Origin of the sequence: Arthrobacter sp. SDTb3-6 (genome assembly GCF_013376095.1) — a bacterium.
Taxonomy (GTDB): domain Bacteria; phylum Actinomycetota; class Actinomycetes; order Actinomycetales; family Micrococcaceae; genus Specibacter.
In genome coordinates, this window is sequence record NZ_JAAMFN010000016.1 from 1 (window position 1) to 16,567 (window position 16,567).

General features: G+C 67.6%; 10 protein-coding genes. 2 read left to right on the forward strand and 8 right to left on the reverse strand.

The annotated features are described in order from the left end of the window. Positions 1 to 194: 194 nt before the first annotated feature. Together glgB and G6035_RS09505 are read right to left on the reverse strand one after the other, a co-directional pair. A complete protein-coding gene (gene glgB / locus G6035_RS09500) occupies positions 195 to 3,845 on the reverse strand; it encodes a 1,4-alpha-glucan branching protein GlgB (protein WP_176616849.1) in 3,651 nt (1,216 codons plus the stop codon). Between the two features lie 58 nt (positions 3,846 to 3,903). Next, the gene (locus G6035_RS09505) at positions 3,904 to 5,964 is read right to left on the reverse strand and encodes an alpha-1,4-glucan--maltose-1-phosphate maltosyltransferase (protein WP_305144524.1); all 2,061 of its coding nucleotides are present in this window, start codon (positions 5,962 to 5,964) and stop codon (positions 3,904 to 3,906) included. 183 nt (positions 5,965 to 6,147) lie between these two features. Here G6035_RS09505 and glgP point away from each other — a divergent pair, with 183 nt between their 5' ends. Beyond that, positions 6,148 to 8,763 (forward strand): alpha-glucan family phosphorylase, encoded by a 2,616-nt coding sequence (glgP, locus tag G6035_RS09510; protein WP_176616850.1) that lies wholly within the window; start codon positions 6,148 to 6,150, stop codon positions 8,761 to 8,763. A 73-nt stretch (positions 8,764 to 8,836) separates the two neighbouring features. Here the strand turns inward: glgP and glgX are convergent, their stop codons facing one another. The 6 genes from glgX to G6035_RS09540 all read right to left on the reverse strand — a co-directional run bounded on the left by glgX (position 8,837) and on the right by G6035_RS09540 (position 15,696). Beyond that, positions 8,837 to 10,984 (reverse strand): glycogen debranching protein GlgX, encoded by a 2,148-nt coding sequence (glgX, locus tag G6035_RS09515; protein WP_176616851.1) that lies wholly within the window; start codon positions 10,982 to 10,984, stop codon positions 8,837 to 8,839. A 1-nt stretch (position 10,985) separates the two neighbouring features. Next, positions 10,986 to 11,984: a 23S rRNA (guanosine(2251)-2'-O)-methyltransferase RlmB gene (rlmB, locus tag G6035_RS09520; protein WP_176616852.1), complete on the reverse strand. Its 999-nt coding sequence runs from the start codon at positions 11,982 to 11,984 to the stop codon at positions 10,986 to 10,988. A 355-nt stretch (positions 11,985 to 12,339) separates the two neighbouring features. Next, the gene (gene cysS, locus G6035_RS09525) at positions 12,340 to 13,758 is read right to left on the reverse strand and encodes a cysteine--tRNA ligase (protein ID WP_176616853.1); all 1,419 of its coding nucleotides are present in this window, start codon (positions 13,756 to 13,758) and stop codon (positions 12,340 to 12,342) included. Beyond that, a complete protein-coding gene (gene ispF, locus G6035_RS09530) occupies positions 13,755 to 14,321 on the reverse strand; it encodes a 2-C-methyl-D-erythritol 2,4-cyclodiphosphate synthase (protein WP_176616854.1) in 567 nt (188 codons plus the stop codon). The genes cysS and ispF overlap by 4 nt, the downstream gene beginning before the upstream one ends. Before the next feature lie 2 nt (positions 14,322 to 14,323). Continuing rightward, positions 14,324 to 15,106 (reverse strand): 2-C-methyl-D-erythritol 4-phosphate cytidylyltransferase, encoded by a 783-nt coding sequence (ispD, locus tag G6035_RS09535; RefSeq protein WP_176616855.1) that lies wholly within the window; start codon positions 15,104 to 15,106, stop codon positions 14,324 to 14,326. Positions 15,107 to 15,213: 107 nt separating this feature from the next. Then, on the reverse strand, positions 15,214 to 15,696 hold the full coding sequence (locus G6035_RS09540; RefSeq protein ID WP_176616856.1) for a CarD family transcriptional regulator: 483 nt from the start codon (positions 15,694 to 15,696) through the stop codon (positions 15,214 to 15,216). 274 nt (positions 15,697 to 15,970) lie between these two features. Between G6035_RS09540 and G6035_RS09545 the strand changes: the two genes are divergently transcribed. Then, positions 15,971 to 16,483, forward strand: a complete 513-nt coding sequence (locus G6035_RS09545) for a hypothetical protein (protein WP_176616857.1) — start codon at positions 15,971 to 15,973, stop codon at positions 16,481 to 16,483. Positions 16,484 to 16,567: the final 84 nt, after the last annotated feature.

Below are 16,567 nucleotides of genomic sequence, written 5' to 3' on the forward strand. Positions count from 1 at the left end.
TTGATTCTTTCCCATGTCCGCATTCAGACGATTCACATCGCTGAAATTGAACACATGCCATCGGGCCAATTTTCATGGCTTGATGAACGAGTCTGATCCAAGGCCGGACTGTATGTCCGGCGGGGTACTAACTCTAACACCATGCTGCCGGGTTCGCCAAACAGCAGGAAGATGTCCATCAGGACATGCGCGTGTCAGTCGCCGGACGGCCGCAGGTAGACGGCGCCGAGCGCTGGAAGCCGCAGGGCGACCGAGTGTGGCTGCCCGTCCCAGGCCTGCGTTCCGGCGGGAAGCGGGCCATCGTTGAGGACGTTCGATCCACCGTATTCGGCCCGGTCCGTATTCAGCAGTTCCCGCCACTGCCCGCCCTGGGGCAGCCCCACCCGGAAGCCCTCGTAGGCGACACCGGCAAAGTTGATGATGCACACCAGCGGGTTTCCGCCGTTGTCCCACCGGATGAAGGACACCACGTTGTGGGCCGTGTCCCCACCGTTGATCCACGTGAAGCCTTCAGGCTTGTTGTCCAGTTCAGAGAGCGCGGGAGTGCCGGCGTAGACCTGGTTCAGCTCCCGGACCAGGAGCTGGATCCCCTGGTGCGGCGGGTTTTCCGTCAGCCACCAGTCCAGTCCGTGTTGTTCGCTCCACTCCGCTTCCTGCCCAAACTCGGTGCCCATGAAAATCAGCTGCTTGCCCGGGTGAGCCCATTGGAAGGCGAGGTAGGCGCGAAGGTTGGCCAGCTGCTGCCACCGGTCCCCCGGCATTTTCCGCAACAGCGAGCCCTTGCCGTGGACCACCTCGTCGTGGCTGATGGGGAGCAGGAAGTTTTCCGTGAATGCGTAGACCAAGGAGAACGTGATCTGGTTGTGGTGCCAGCCTCGGTTCACCGGGTCCTCTGCCATGTAGGTCAGGGAGTCGTGCATCCAGCCCATGTTCCACTTGATGCCGAAGCCAAGGCCGTTCGCACCCGTCGGGGCCGTGACCCCGGGAAATGCCGTGGACTCCTCAGCGATCGTGACGATCCCCGGATTGCGGCGGTAGGCGGTGGCATTCATTTCCTGCAGGAAGCTGATGGCCTCCAGGTTTTCCCGCCCGCCAAAGCGGTTTGGGCTCCACTGGCCGTCTTCCCGGGAGTAGTCGAGGTAAAGCATGGACGCGACGGCGTCCACGCGCAGTCCGTCGATGTGGAATTCCTCAAGCCAGTACAGTGCGTTGGCCACCAGGAAGTTGCGCACCTCATTCCGGCCGAAGTCGAAAATGAGCGTGCCCCAGTCGGGGTGCTCGCCCAGCCGCGGATCGGAGTGCTCGTACTGTGCCCCGCCATTGAACCGGGCCAAGGCCCATTCGTCCTTGGGGAAGTGTGCCGGGACCCAGTCCATGATGACCCCGATCCCGGCCTGGTGCAGGGAGTCGACGAGGAAGCGGAACTCGTCCGGGTGGCCAAAGCGGGAGGTGGGCGCATAGTAGGAGGTGACCTGGTACCCCCAGGAACCGCCAAAGGGGTGTTCGGAGACAGGCATGAATTCGACGTGCGTGAAGCCGAGCCACTGGACGTACTCAACCAGTTCCGAAGCCAGCTCGCGATACGAAAGGCCTTGGCGCCACGAACCCAGGTGGACCTCGTAGACGCTCATCGGCGAGTTGTGCGGGTCCCGTGCCGCCCGGGCTGCCATCCATTCTGAATCCTGGAAGGAATACGCGGATTCCACCACGCGGGACGCGGTGAGCGGCGGTACCTCGGTGCCGTACGCCATGGGGTCGGCCTTTTCCAGCCAGCGCCCGTCCTCGGTCAGGATCTGGAATTTGTAGCGGTCGCCCGCCGCCGCGTCCGGAATGAAGAGTTCCCACACGCCGCTGGCGCCCAGGGTGCGCATGGCGTGGGACCGGCCGTCCCAGTTGTTGAATTCGCCGATGACACGCACGGCCCGCACGGCGGGAACCCAGACCGCAAAGCTGACGCCGTGGACGTCGCCGAGGCTTGAATGGTAGCGCTGCACGTGCGCGCCGAGGACGGTCCACAGGGCCTCGTGCCGCCCTTCAGCCATCAGGTGGAGGTCAAGTTCGCCCACGGTCGGCAGGTAGCGGTAGGGATCATCCACCTCGTGAACGCCGTCGCCATAACGGACTTCCAGGCGGTAGTCCGGCACGTGCCCGGCTTCCTCCACAGGCACCACCGCAACCCAGATTCCGCCGTATTCGTGCGTCATCGCGTGCGTGCGGCCACCGGTCAGGACCTTCACGGACTCCGCCAGGTGGCGCAAGGTGCGGATGGTTGCAAAACCCTCCGAATCCAGGTGCGCCCCGAGCACCGAGTGCGGCGCGTAGTAGGTCCCCTCGGAAACACTGGCCAAGACCCCGTCAGCAACAGCCAGCGGCAATGTCTTCTTCAGTCCCATGTCCACACTACTTTCCCTTGATTCAAACAAATCCCGAACAGCCTTCACCGGCACACCAACCCAATCAGGCCGGTTCTGCAATTCATAAACAACCTCGTACAACGCCTTGTCCAGCCACAATGCCATGAAAAGCGCCGATTCCGCCTCAATACTGCGGGGCAGGACTTCCTGGTAGCCGTCGATGAAGGCGGCGGCGGCCGCCTTGGCCCACGCCGCAGCGTCCCCGGCGGTGGCATGCGACCGGCCGGTGGCCTGCGCCCCCGCATAGTCGAAGGAGCGCAGCACGCCCACCACGTCGCGCAACGCCACGTCCGGCGCGCCCCGGCTGGAAAGCGGCCGGAGTGGTTCGCCCTCAAAGTCCAGGAAATACCACTGCGGCCCGCCGGGGTCCACCACGTGAAGGAGCTGGCCCAGGTGAAGGTCCCCGTGGATGCGCTGCAGCAGCGGAACCTGCCTTATTTGGCGCAGTTGTGCCAGGATATCGCCGAAGGCTTCATCGTAGGGTCCGACGGCGGCACCCGCCCGTTCCCAGGACCACGTGAGCCGGGCGGTGAGCGCCTCGACAAACGCCCCGGTCCCGCTGTCCGTCCCGGCCGTCCCGAGGGACGTAAGCAGGTCGGTGTGCAGCCGTGCCAGGGCGGCGCCGATGCCACGGGCCTGGCGGGAAAAATCGCTGCCGGAGGAAGCTGCGGCCAGGGCCGTGGTCCATCCGTCGACGCCGCCGGAAATAAAGTCATGGATGACAAAAAGCGTGGTGCCTGCCGTCCCGGCACCCGCCGGCGCGGCCCTGGGGCCGAGGCAGGCAGCGGCCTGCAGGACCGGGACGGTGGCGCATCCGGCCCGCGCGAGTGCCCTGCCGATCTCCACTTCCGGGTGCACCCCCGGCTGGAGAACGCGAAAGAACTTGGCCACCAGGGGCCGGCCCGCCAGCTCAAAGACCACCGAGCTGTTGGACTGTTCAGCCGCCACGGACCGCACGGCCGCCACGGCTGCGCCCGTAGCCGGGCCCGCGGCTGCGCCCGCCGTGCCGCCCGCGGCTGCCAGTGCGGTGGCACTGTGCCAGGTGCTGATGCCCTCCAGCGGGGTGGCGCCGGAGACCACGTCCAGCCAGGCGGCGATGAAGCCGGGATCTGCCAGGGCGTCATACACCCAGCCACCTGTTGGCAGCTTTCCCAGAATCGCGGATTGTGGCACACCGGGCGGACGGTGGCCGGAGACGCCCACGGGGACCTGCAGCGTAACGGAACGCCCGGCGTCGTCCGGGGACGGTGGCGGGCCGGCGGGGACGACGCCGACGAACAGTACGGTGAATTCCGTGCCGGCCACCGTGGACGGCAGCGCCAGGCTGCCGGCGCTGCGCAGGGAGGTGCCCTGTCCGGCGTCGCCCTTGAGGGGGTACCAGCGCTGGGCGGGCAGCCAGTCCGCGACCAGCCCAAGGATGCCACTGTCCATCAGGCCGCTGCCGATCCGGGGCTGGAGCCGCTGCGATAACGCCGGCAGGAGGACATGCCTACCGCCGCACGTGCAGGATGTGGGCCGGTTCCAGGTGGGCGTCGAGGCGGAAATAGTTTTGCTTGCCCCAGTTCCAGGTGGCGCCGGTGATGAGCTCGTCGACAATGAACGTCCCGTCCGGGGCGAGCCCGTCCAGCTCCAGGGCGTCCAGGTCCAGGGTGAGCCGGCCTTCGCGCACGCTGTGCGGGTCCACGTTGATGACGACGATGATGGTGTCCTTGCCGGCCGGCGCATCAGCCGTGGCGGCGACTGCCTTGTGCTTGCTGAAGACCAGGGTGGCGTCGTCCGAGCTTTCGTGCAGGGTCAGGTTTTCCAGGTCCAGCAGGGCCGGGTGGGTGCGGCGGATCGTGTTCAGCAAGGTGACGAAGGGTGCCAGCGACTTGCCGGCGGCCTCGGCGCCGGCAAAGTCGCGGTCCTTGTACTCGTACTTTTCGTTGTCGATGTTTTCTTCCGACCCCGGCCGGGCCACGTGTTCGTACAGCTCGTAGCCGGCGTACATGCCCCAGAGCGGACTGCCCATGGCGGCAAGTACGGCACGGATCTTGTAGGCCGCCGGGCCGCCGTACTGCAGGAATTCGGTGAGGATGTCCGGGGTGTTGACAAAGAAGTTGGGCCGGAAATACCCTGCCGATTCGCGGCTGACGTGGTGCAGGTACTCCTCCAGTTCCTCCTTCGTGTTGCGCCAGGTGAAGTAGCTGTAGGACTGCTGGAAACCGGCCCGGCCCAGGGCGGCCATCATGGCCGGGCGGGTGAACGCCTCCGCCAGGAACACCACTTCGGGGTGCTCGGCGTTGACCGTGCCGATCAGCCACTCCCAGAACCAGACGGGCTTGGTGTGCGGGTTGTCCACGCGGAAGATCTTCACGCCGTGGCTGATCCACAGGCGCACGATCCGCAGGATTTCCGCCGACAGCCCGGCCGGATCGTTGTCAAAGTTCAGCGGGTAGATGTCCTGGTACTTTTTCGGCGGGTTTTCCGCGTACGCAATGGTCCCGTCGACGCGGGTGGTGAACCACTCCGGGTGCTCCGTGGCCCACGGGTGGTCAGGGGCGCACTGCAGGGCCAGGTCCAGCGCCACCTCCAGCTCCAGCTCGTTGGCGGCGGCCACAAATGCGTCAAAGTCGGCAAAGGTGCCCAGGTCCGGGTGGATCGAGTCGTGGCCGCCGACCGCGGAGCCGATGGCCCACGGCGAGCCGGGATCCGCGGGGCCGGCCGTCAGCGTGTTGTTGGGGCCCTTGCGGTTGACGGTGCCAATGGGGTGGATGGGCGGCAGGTAGACCACGTCGAATCCCATGTCCGCGACGGCCGGCAGGCGGCGGGCGGCCGTCCTGAAGGTCCCGCTGGTCCACTCCCCCGTACCCGGGTTGCGGCGGGCACCCTCGGACCGCGGGAAGAATTCGTACCAGGCGCCGCGCCCGGCGGCGTCGCGTTCCACCTTCAGCGGATAGCTGCGGCTGCGCGTCACCAGGTCCCGGAGCGGGAAACGGGCGACGGCGGCACGCACCTGCGCGCCGGTGCCGGCGGCCAGGCGGTCGTTCGTGTTCAGTGTGATGTCCGCGAGCGCCTTGGCGGCGTGCTTGAACGTCTTGGCGTCCTGGGGGTGCGGGGTGTCCCTGGCCGCCTGGGACAGCAGCAGGTGTCCTTCCGCAAGCATGACCGCGACGTCCACTCCGGCGTTGATCTTGACCTGCGCGTTGTGGGTCCAGGTGGCGTAAAGATCGGTCCAGCCTTCAACGGCAAACTGCCAGTCGCCCTCCGCCGTCGGGGTGAGGGTGCCCGCCCACGCGTCGGTGCCCTTGCCCTGCGGGGCCATGCGCGTCCGCTGGACTTCCTTCCCGCTCGGGTCCAGCAGAACGGCGGTGGCGCCGACGGCGTCGTGCCCTTCCCGGAAGACGACGGCACGGACGTTGACTGCTCCCCCCCGCACGGCCTTGGCCGGGAACTTCCCGTCCTCGATGACGGGCTGGACGTTGGTGACGGGGATGCGCCCGAAGCGCAGTCCTGCCGCGGCAAGTGCATCTGCCTGGCCGACGCCGGGCGCTGTCGGAATGGTCTTCAAGGTAGTCACAATCTCGACGTTAGCGACTCCGCACCCAGAATGCGAAGGCCATCTTCGGATATGGGCCGTTTGCGTGCGGATATGAAGCGGTTCCCGGGGCCGGAGGCGTTCGTGACGTCATGAATCGTCGTTTGTGTCGGCGTCGGCGGACGGGCGTAACGTCCATGGGCTAGGGTGACCGGCATGAAGGCCATTCGCAGATTCACCGTCCGCACCGTTGTCCCCGCGCCCATCGGCGCACTGCCGCGCCTGGCCACCAACCTCCGCTGGTCCTGGCACCTGCCCACCCGCCAGCTGTTCGAGTCGCTGGACCCCGCCCTGTGGGACGAGGTGCGGCACGACCCGCTGGCCATGCTCGCCGCGGTGTCACGGGAGAAGCTGGAGGCGCTGGCCGCGGACCCGGACGTGGTGGCGCGCGTGGCCGACGCCGGGGAGAACCTCGACGCCTACCTGGGCGGGCCGCGCTGGTACCAGTCGCTGGGAGCAGACGCCCCGCAGGCCATCGCCTACTTCTCCCCGGAGTTCGGCATCAGCGAGGTGCTGCCACAGTATTCAGGCGGCCTGGGCATACTGGCCGGCGACCACCTCAAGGCCGCCTCCGACCTGGGCGTGCCGCTGATCGGCGTCGGGCTGCTGTACCAGGCCGGATATTTCAAGCAGTCGCTGTCCCGGGACGCCTGGCAGCAGGAAACGTACCCGCTGCTGGACCCGGATGCCCTGCCGCTGACCCTGCTGCGCGAGGACGACGGCACGCCGGCGCAGATTTCGCTGCCGCTGCCCGGGGGCCGCATGCTCCGCGCCAACATCTGGCGCGCCGATGCGGGCCGCGTGCCGCTGCTGCTGCTGGATTCCAATGTGGCTGAAAACGACGGGGCCGCCCGCGGGGTGACCGACAGGCTGTACGGGGGCGGCGGCGACCACCGCCTGGCCCAGGAGCTGCTGTTGGGCATGGGAGGGGTGAAGGCGCTGCGCGTCCACGCCCGCCTGACCGGCACACGGGAACCCGAGGTGTTCCACACGAACGAGGGCCACGCCGGATTCCTGGGGATCGAACGCATCCGCGAGCTCATGGACCCCGCCGTCACACCCAGCCCGCTGTCCTGGGACGAGGCCCTGGCCGCCGGCCGCGCGTCGACCGTGTTCACCACGCACACGCCCGTTGCGGCCGGGATCGACCGTTTTCCGCGCAGCATGATTGAGCACTTCTTTGCCGGCGAGCTGGCCCCCGGCGTTCCCGTGGACCGCATCCTCGCCCTGGGCGCGGAGAACTACGAAGGCGGCAACCCCGAGGTGTTCAACATGGCGGTCATGGGCCTGCGCCTGGCCCAGCGCGCCAACGGCGTGGCCAAGCTCCACGGCGTGGTGTCCCGCAAAATGTTCTCCGGACTGTGGCCGGGCTTTGACCACGAAGACGTCCCCATCACGTCCGTGACAAACGGCGTCCACGTGCCCACCTGGGTGGACCCCCAGCTGGCGCGCCTTGCCCGGGAGAAGTTTGGCGCCGACGTCCTGGACGGCCCGGACTGGTCCAAGGTGTACGACGTCAGCGACAGCGAAGTGTGGGAGCTGCGCCGGCGGCTGCGCGCGGCCCTGGTGGACGACGCACGGCACCGCCTGCGCGCGTCGTGGAAGAAGCGGGGGGCCGCGGACGCCCAGCTGGGCTGGACCGATTCGGCCCTCGACCCGGACGTGCTCACCATCGGATTTGCCCGCCGGGTACCCACCTACAAGCGCCTGACCTTGATGCTGCGCGACCCCGCCCGGCTCAAGGCGCTGCTGCTGCACCCCGAGCACCCCGTCCAGCTGGTCATTGCGGGCAAGTCCCACCCGGCCGACGACGCCGGCAAGAAGATGATCCAAGATCTCGTCCAGTTCACCGACGACCCGGAAGTCCGGCACCGGATCGTTTTCCTGCCCAACTACGACATCGCCATGGCCCGGACCCTGTTCCCGGGGTGCGACGTGTGGCTGAACAACCCGCTGCGGCCCCTGGAGGCCTGCGGGACCTCAGGCATGAAGGCCGCCATCAACGGTTCGCTGAACCTTTCCGTCATGGACGGCTGGTGGGACGAGCTGTACGACGGCGAAAACGGCTGGGCCATTCCCACCGCCAACGAAGGCACCAGCGCCGAGGAACGCGACAACATTGAGTCCGCGGCGTTGTACGAGCTGCTGGAGACCCAAGTGGCACCGCGGTTCTACGACGGCCCGGCAACCGCCGGCTCCGGCGCGCCCGGCCCATCACGCGGCGCCACCGGCGCCCCGCCCTCACACTGGATTTCCATGATCAGGCACACCCTGGCCAACCTCGGACCCAAGGTTTCCGCCGAGCGCATGGTCAAGGAATACGTGCAGCGCCTGTACCAGCCGGCTGCTGCGTCCGGCCGGGCCGCACGGGCCGGCGGCTACGCCGAGGCGAAGGACCTGGCCGCCTGGATCGGCACGATCCGCACGGAATGGGGCCTCATCCGCATTGAACACGTTGAATCCCGCGGGCTCACGGACGAACCCCTGATCGGGGAGTCGCTGCAGGTCCGCGCCGACGTCCATCTGGGCGTGCTTTCCCCGGGCGACGTCACCGTCTCCGTGGCGTACGGGCGCGTGGGCGAAAACGACGAACTCACCGACACCGGCACCCTGGATTTGGCGCCGGACGCGGACCTGGGCTCCGGCCGGCACCGGTTTGCAGCCGAGCTGGTCATCGACCGGTCCGGCAGTTTCGGCTACGGGGTGCAGGTCCTCCCCCGCCACCGCGGCCTGGCCGACCCGGCGGAACTGGGACTCATCGTCACGGCGTAAGGCAGGGCCACGGTCCCGACAAGCGGGGTCCCGACAAGCGGGGTCCCGACAAGCTCGACCGGCGGGGTCCCGATCAGGGGCTGGGGAGCAGGTTGCGGAAGATCAGTACCGTGTTGGCCTCGACCGGGACGGCTTCGCCCGCCTGGACGCCCGGGACGGTGCGGGGCAGGCGGAAGGTGGGTTCGCCGTCGTCCGTCGCAAAGGGCCCGGAGGTGGTCATGCGCAGCTGGTAGGGGTTCGCCGCCAGCGAGGGGTCCCCGGCGAAACGCGGATTGGCCGGCAAGGTCACGGATTCGTCGGTGATGCCGGTGTTGAAGATGACCAGGCCGTCCACTTTTCCGTTGGGCGAGCCCATGAGCATGGTGAGGATGCGTTCGTGTGGGTTGGTCCACCGCTCCGGCGCCATGGGCTCCCCGTCCGCGCCAAACCAATGGATGAAGGCCTCACCGCCGCGTGTCGGGTAGCTGCTGGGCTGCTCGCTGAGGAAGTGGCGGCGCAGCTGGACCAGGCGCCGGGTGGCTGCCAGCATGGTCTGCGCGTCGGGGTCCATGGACCAGTCCAGCCAGGCGATTTCGTTGTCCTGGCAGTAGGCATTGTTGTTTCCGCCCTGGCTGCGGCCCAGCTCGTCGCCGGCGGAAATCAGGGGCATGCCCTGGGCGAGCAGGAGCGTGGCCATCATGTTGCGGGCGGTGCGGCCGCGCTCGGACAGGATGGCGGGGTCGTTCGTGATGCCCTCGACCCCGTGGTTCCAGCTGCGGTTGTCCCCGTGCCCGTCCCGGTTGCCTTCCTGGTTGTCCTCATTGTGTTTTTCGTTGTACGCGGTCAGGTCCGCCAGTGTGAAGCCGTCGTGCGCCGTGACCAGGTTGACCGAGGCCAGGGGGCTGCGCCCGGACCGGGCAAACAGCGCGGCGGAGCCGCCCAGCGCGTCGCCGAACTTGGCCAGGTTGCCGCTGTGGTGCCCGTCAAGCGCCGCGGCACGGTCGGTCAGCCACACTTCACGGACGCTGTCACGGAAGGAATCGTTCCAGTCCGACCAGCCGGTGGGGAAGTTCCCGGTCTGCCAGCCGCCGTAGCCCACGTCCCAGGGCTCGGCAATCAGTTTCGTGGTGGACAGCACGCCGTCCGTGGCCGCGGCCAGCAGGAAGGGGTGCTGGTGGGTGAATTCATGGGCGCCGTCGCGGGCCAGCGATACGGCCAGGTCGAAGCGGAAGCCGTCGATGTGGAATTCCTCCACCCAGTAGCGCAACGAGTCCATCGCCATCCGGATCACGTACGGATTGCTGAAATTGAGCGTGTTGCCGCATCCGGTGGTGTCCACGTAGCCGCCGTCGCGCATGCGGTAGTACTGCTCCTCGCCCAGCCCGCGCCAGCTCAGTGCCGGCCCGCCCTGGCCGCCCTCGGCCGTGTGGTTGTACACCACGTCCAGGATGACCTCGATCCCGGCCAGGTGCAGCAGCTTCACCATGCCCTTGAGCTCGTCCTGCACGGCCGCCGGGCCCTGTGCGCGGGCCGCGGCGCTGGCGTACTGCACGTGCGGGGAGAAATAGCCCAGGGTGTTGTACCCCCAGTAGTTGCTCATGCCCGTCCCGCCCAGGTGCGGCTCGTCAATGTGGAAATGGATGGGCAGAAGTTCGACGGCGGTCACGCCCAGTTTCTGGAGGTGCTCGATCATGACGGGGTGCGCCATGCCGGCGTAGCTGCCGCGGATCTCCTCGGGGATGTCCGGGTGCAGCATGGTCTGGCCGCGCACATGGGCCTCGTACATGACGGTGTTGCGCTGCGGCGTACGCGGGCTCTTGGCCTCGCCCCAGTCAAAACCTGACTGCATCCGCACCGAAACGTACCGCGTGACACCGTCGGCGCACTTTGCCTGGTCGATGTAGCGGCCGTACGGGTCAAGCAGCAGCTGGACCTTTTCGGGGTCGAGGTTGCCTTCCGGGCCTTCCGGGGCGCCGGCGTAAAAACCGTAGCGGCTGCCCACGGGCATGCCCCAGACCAACCCGTGGTGCACGCCGTCGGTCAGGTCCGGCAGCAGGATCGCCTTCCAGGCACCTCCCGGCGGCTGGAAACACAGCACCAGCTGTTCCAGGGCAGGGGCGTACACGGCCACGTTCACCGTGTCGGCGCCCTCTTCGCGGGAATGCGGGGTGACACCCAGGGGGAAGCGCCGTGAGAGCGCCGTGCCGAGCGTGCTCACATCCTCCACGACAGTCTCGGGCATCTCAGGCCTGGGCCGCCCGCTGCTTGGAGACCTCGTACAGGCTGATTCCCACGGCCATCGACGCATTCAGCGACTCCATGGCAGAGTTGATCGGGATGGAGACAATCTGGTCGCAGTTTTCGCGCACGAGGCGCGAGAGGCCCTTGCCTTCGGAGCCGACCACCAGGCAGATGGGGTCCTGCGCGAGGCCGAGGTCGGGCAGCGAAACGTCGCCATCGCCGTCGAGCCCCAGGACGAAGTAGCCCATCTTTTGGAAGGAGCCAATGGCACGGTTCAGGTTGGGCGCCTTCGCGACGGGCACGCGCACGGCGGCGCCGGCGCTGGTCTTCCAGGCCGAGGCAGTCACGCCCGCGCTGCGGCGCTCGGGGATGATGACAGCCTGGCCGGAGAAGGCGGACACGCTGCGGATGATGGCCCCGAGGTTGCGGGGATCGGTGATGCCGTCCAGGGCCACGATCAGGGGTGCGTTGGCAATGTGGCCCTTTTTCCACTCGGACATGATTTCCCCGGCCGCGTCCACGGCGTCCTCATACTCGTAGGGCGGGATCTGCAGGACCAGCCCCTGGTGGACGGCCTCTTCGGTGAGGCGGTCCAGTTCCGGCTTGTGCGCCTCGAGCAGCGGGATGCCGCGTTCGGTGGCCAGCTTGATGGATTCGCGCACGCGCTCGTCCATGTCAACGCGGACCGCCACGTAAAGGGCTTTGGCCGGGATGCCGGCGCGCAGTGCCTCCACCACGGAGTTGCGGCCCGTGACGAGTTCTTCGGTCGCCTTGCCCTTGGGGCCGCTGCTGCGGCGGGGGGCGGTGGTGCCGCCCGTGCCGCGCTTGGCGGCGGAGCGCTCGGCCAGCTGCTTGTTCTTGTAGGCCTTGTGGTAGGTGCGTTCCTCGGCCTTCGGCGTGGGGCCCTTGCCTTCAAGCGCCTTGCGGCCCAGTCCGCCTGTGCCCTTGACGGGGCCCTTCTTGAGCTTGCGGACTGCGCCGGAGCGGGAGCTGTTGGCCATGGTGAAACCCTTACGATTGGTGCGGTGCCGGTCTTTGCCTGGCCCCGAAGTTCGTCAAAATTCGTGCCCGCGGACGTTTTTAGGCACACGGGAATACGGGAGAATTAAAACCCGTAGCTAACAGTTTACGGCCTGTTTTCTGCCATGTGGTGCCAAAAGTGCGGATTCTCACGCGCCCGCCCCCCACCAACGCTCGGTTGCAACCGGGGCGGAATCGGGCAACGCTTCCGCACTTCCCGCCGGAGCGTTGGCGGAAAACGCCCCGGTTGCGCGCGAGCGTTCACGAAAAACGCCCCGGTTGCGCGCGAGCGTTGGCGGAAAACGCCCCGGTTGCAACCGGGCGTTGGGTGGGTGGCTAGCGCTTGAGGGACCAGGTGGCGCCGTCGGCCGTGTCGGCGACCTCGACGCCGGCAGCCGCCAGGATGTCCCGGATCCTGTCGGATTCGGCCCAGTCCTTCGCCGCCCGCGCCTGCGCACGCGCTTCCAGCTGGGCCTTGACCAGCACGTCGAGGGCGTCGAGCTCGGCTCCGGACCCGCCGCCCTCCTGCCACCGGGGGTCGAGGGGGTTGATGCCCAGCGCGTCGGTCATGCCCATGACGGCCAGGAACGCCTCCTGCAAACTGTCGGCGTCGCCCGCGGCCAACGCCGTGTTCCCGGCACGCACGGTTTCATGCAAAACAGCGAGGCCCGCCGGGATGTTCAGGTCGTCATCCATCGCGGCACTGAACGCCTCCGGGCGGGTGCCGACGTACCTGACGCCGTTGCCGGGGAACAGCTTTGCCAGGGCGGCCCGGGCGAACGTTTCAATGCGTTCGACGGCGGCCGCTGCCTCCGCCAGCGAGCCCGGCCGGTAGTCCAGCACGGAGCGGTAGTGGGCCTGGCCGAGGTAGTAGCGGACCACCAGGGGCCGGGCGATTTCCAGCATTTCGCGCGGATTGATGGTGTTCCCGATGGACTTGGACATCTTTTCACCCTCGTAGGTGACCATGCCGTTGTGCATCCAGAAGTTGGCGAAGCCGTGGCCGGCGGCCTGAGACTGGGCCATCTCGTTTTCGTGGTGCGGGAAGCGCAGGTCCAGCCCGCCGCCGTGAATGTCGAACTCGGTGCCGAGGTACTTGGTGACCATGGCGGAGCACTCCAGGTGCCAGCCCGGGCGGCCGGCACCCCACGGGGACTCCCAGCGGGCCGTCTCGGGTTCGCCCTCCTTGTAGCCCTTCCACAGCGCAAAGTCGCGCGGATCGCGCTTGCCCCGGGGATCGGCGTCGGGCGCGGCCTGCATGTCGTCAATGTTCTGGTGGGTCAGGGACCCGTACTTGGCCCACGAGCGGACGTCGAAATAGACGTCGCCGGAGCCGTCCGGTGCCGGGTAGGCGTGGCCGCGGTCAATCAGCTGCGCGATGAGCGCGTGCATTTCCGGAATGTGGCCGGTGGCCCGGGGCTCGTAGGTGGGCTTGAGGATGCCGAGGGCGTCATAGGCGTCTTCGAAGGCCTGCTCGAACCGGTAGGCCAGGGCCCACCAGGGCTCGTTGTTTTCGGCCGCCTTGAGCAGGATCTTGTCATCAATGTCCGTCACGTTGCGCACCACCGTCACGTCGTGGCCGGTGACCTGCAGCCAGCGTGTCAGCTGGTCAAAGGCCAGCGCCGAGCGGACATGGCCGATGTGCGGCTCGCCCTGCACGGTGGCGCCGCAGTAGTACAGGGAGACGCGGCCTTCCTCGAGCGGGACAAAGTCGCGGACGGCGGCGGTGGCGGAATCATAAAAGCGCAGGGTCACTGCTCTAGGTTATCCTCTCCGGCGGCAGCGGGGCCCGGGGCCTGCCAGGATGCCCGGACGACCAGCGCCGTGGCAACGGCTGTGATGCCCTCGCCGCGGCCGGTAAACCCCAGTCCGTCCGAGGTGGTGGCGCTGACGGAGACCGGTGCGCCGGCCGCTGCGCTGAGCGCCGCCTCGGCCTCGGCCCGCCGGGGGCTGAACTTGGGTCGGTTGCCGATGAACTGCACGGCGACGTTGCCGATCTCAAATCCGGCGGCCCGGACGATGCGGGCGGCTTCGGCCAGCAGCGAAACACCGCTGGCCCCCTTCCATTCCGGCCGGTCGGTGCCGAAGTGGGTGCCGAGGTCGCCCACCCCCGCGGCGGAAAACAGGGCGTCCGCGGCGGCGTGGGCCACGGCGTCGCCGTCGGAATGGCCGGACAGGCCGCGCTCACCCTCCCACAGCAGGCCGGCCAGCCACAGTGGCACCCCCGCGCCGGCGCCGTCCGCCTCCGCGGCGAAGGCGTGGGTGTCCACGCCAATGCCTGTCCGGGGCAGCACAGGCCGGTTTTCTCCACCCGCCACGGCTACCCCTCCACCCAGCGCGGGCGCAACGGCCCCTGCAACATGGCATCGGCCAACAGCAGGTCCATGGGCGTGGTGATTTTCAGGCTGTGCGTGGACCCCTGGACCACAAACACGTCCCCGCCCATGGCTTCAACGAGCATGGCGTCGTCGGTGATTTGGGCGGCCTCGGCCGGGACCAGCGTTGCGGCGTAGGCGTGGGCGCGGCGCAGGGTTTCCAGCTCAAAGCCCTGCGGGGTCTGCACGGCGCGCAGGCGGCTGCGGGCCGGCGTGCCGGACACCTTTTCCACACCGGCGCCGGTGGCAGGGAATTCGGCGGGGACCACGGTCTTGATGGTGTCCACCACGGCAAGCGCGGGGATGACGGCCTTGGCGCCGTCGCGCAGGGCGGCCACGACGCGTTCGAAGACCCCTGTGGGCGTCAGCGGCCGGGCGGCGTCGTGCACCAGCACCGTGGAAATGTCCGGTCCCACCATGGCCAGTGCCGCCCGGACGGACGCGGTCCGGTCCGCGCCGCCGTCGACCACGTTCCACACCAGGTCCGGCTGCTCCGCATGCGCGGCGGCCAGCTCCCCGCACAGCTCCACCATCTCCTGGTCCCCCGCCGGGACCGCAATGCAAATTTGGCCGGCAATCCCCGCCTTCACCACGCCGTTGACGGCATGGGCCAGCATGGTGGAACCACCCAGGGGGACCCGCGCCTTGGGCATCCCGTGCCCCAGTCGTTCCCCGGAACCGGCGGCCACAATGATGACGGCGCAGCGCGCGCCCGCTTCCTCAGTCATGACTCCACAGTAGCCCCGGAACCGCGGCCTGGGACGCAAGGAACCCCGGCACCGTGGGGTGCCGGGGTTCCTTGCGGGTCCTGCCGCGGACCCGTTCGAAGTTGCCGCTACGAGGCCAGGACCTCATCAAGGACTTCTGCGGCCTTGTCCTCGTCCGTCTTTTCCGCCAGGGCAAGCTCGGAAATCAGGATCTGCCGCGCCTTGGCCAGCATCCGCTTCTCGCCGGCGGACAGCCCGCGGTCGTGGTCGCGGCGCCAGAGGTCGCGGACAACCTCGGCCACCTTGATGACGTCACCGGAAGCCAGCTTTTCCAGGTTGGCCTTGTAACGACGGGACCAGTTGGTGGGCTCTTCCGTGAATTCCGCGCGGAGCACGTCAAAAACGTGTTCCAGGCCTTCCTTGCCCACCACGTCGCGGACCCCGACGAGGTCTACGTTTTCCGCGGGCACTTCGATGGTTAGATCCCCCTGGGCAACCTTGAGCTTGAGATACATCTTCTCTTCACCCCGAACCGTGCGCATCTTGATCTCTTCGATCTTGGCCGCACCGTGGTGTGGGTAAACTACTGTCTCGCCGACCTCAAAAAGCATGTGGATTCTCCCTTTCCAATACTCCCAGTTTACCACGTCCAGCCGCCTACTTCCTTGAGTTTCCGCAGGTCAGGGGCTCCTGCGGAAACTTCCACGGCATAATTGCTCCAACAAGTGGAGATTTTTTGGGCCCTTGACTAAACGCTTCCGGGATGCAGTGGCGGCCGCACACAATACACGCCCCCGCCGGGAAACCGCCACAAAAGCATGCTTTCGCCCCGATTGCGGATAAGGTGGTGGCAGATATTTGTCTTTTCCATGAGGAGTTACTGACGTGAGAATCGCTGCCGGCATGCCCGGTGCCAAACGAGCCCGGCGCTTGAGCCTGATTGCCGCGATTGGCATTGGTGCCATCGCGTTCACCGGCTGCAGTGCCATCAATGAGCAAAGCACCACGAAGATCAAGGTTGTCTCCGACGGCGTTGATGCGAATGTGGGCAGCCTGGAACTGCGCAACGTGTTGGTCATCTCCCAAGGAAGTGACGCCCCCGGCCGCGTCCTGGGCACGTTCTACAACACCTCCGACTCCGACGCCACGCTGACCATCAGCGGCGACCAGGGATCACAGACCGAGGTCACCGTCAAGCCGGGCGTGCCGCTGGTCCTCAACGGCGCCTCCGACAAGGCGATCCTGAGCACCGTCACGGCAGCCCCGGGCGCCACCGAGGTGCTGCAGCTGCGCGGGTCCGGCGCCACGACCGACTCGACGTCGCTGACCGTCCCGGTCCTGGACGGCACCCTGGCCGAGTACAAGGACATGCTGCCCACCGCCAAGGCCACCCCGTAACCGCAGTCCTGCCAGGGCGCAGCTGACGTTGCGCCCACAGCAAAGGGACGGCCACCGTGAATCACGGTGGCCGTCCCTTTGCGT

Coding starts and splice junctions, on each gene's coding strand:
- rlmB (WP_176616852.1), bottom strand. CDS start 11,984: ATGGCCAACAGCTCCCGCTCCGGCGCAGTCCGCAAGCTCAAGAAGGGC.
- glgP (WP_176616850.1), top strand. CDS start 6,148: ATGAAGGCCATTCGCAGATTCACCGTCCGCACCGTTGTCCCCGCGCCC.
- glgB (WP_176616849.1), bottom strand. CDS start 3,845: ATGGACAGTGGCATCCTTGGGCTGGTCGCGGACTGGCTGCCCGCCCAG.
- ispD (WP_176616855.1), bottom strand. CDS start 15,106: ATGACTGAGGAAGCGGGCGCGCGCTGCGCCGTCATCATTGTGGCCGCC.
- G6035_RS09540 (WP_176616856.1), bottom strand. CDS start 15,696: ATGCTTTTTGAGGTCGGCGAGACAGTAGTTTACCCACACCACGGTGCG.
- glgX (WP_176616851.1), bottom strand. CDS start 10,984: ATGCCCGAGACTGTCGTGGAGGATGTGAGCACGCTCGGCACGGCGCTC.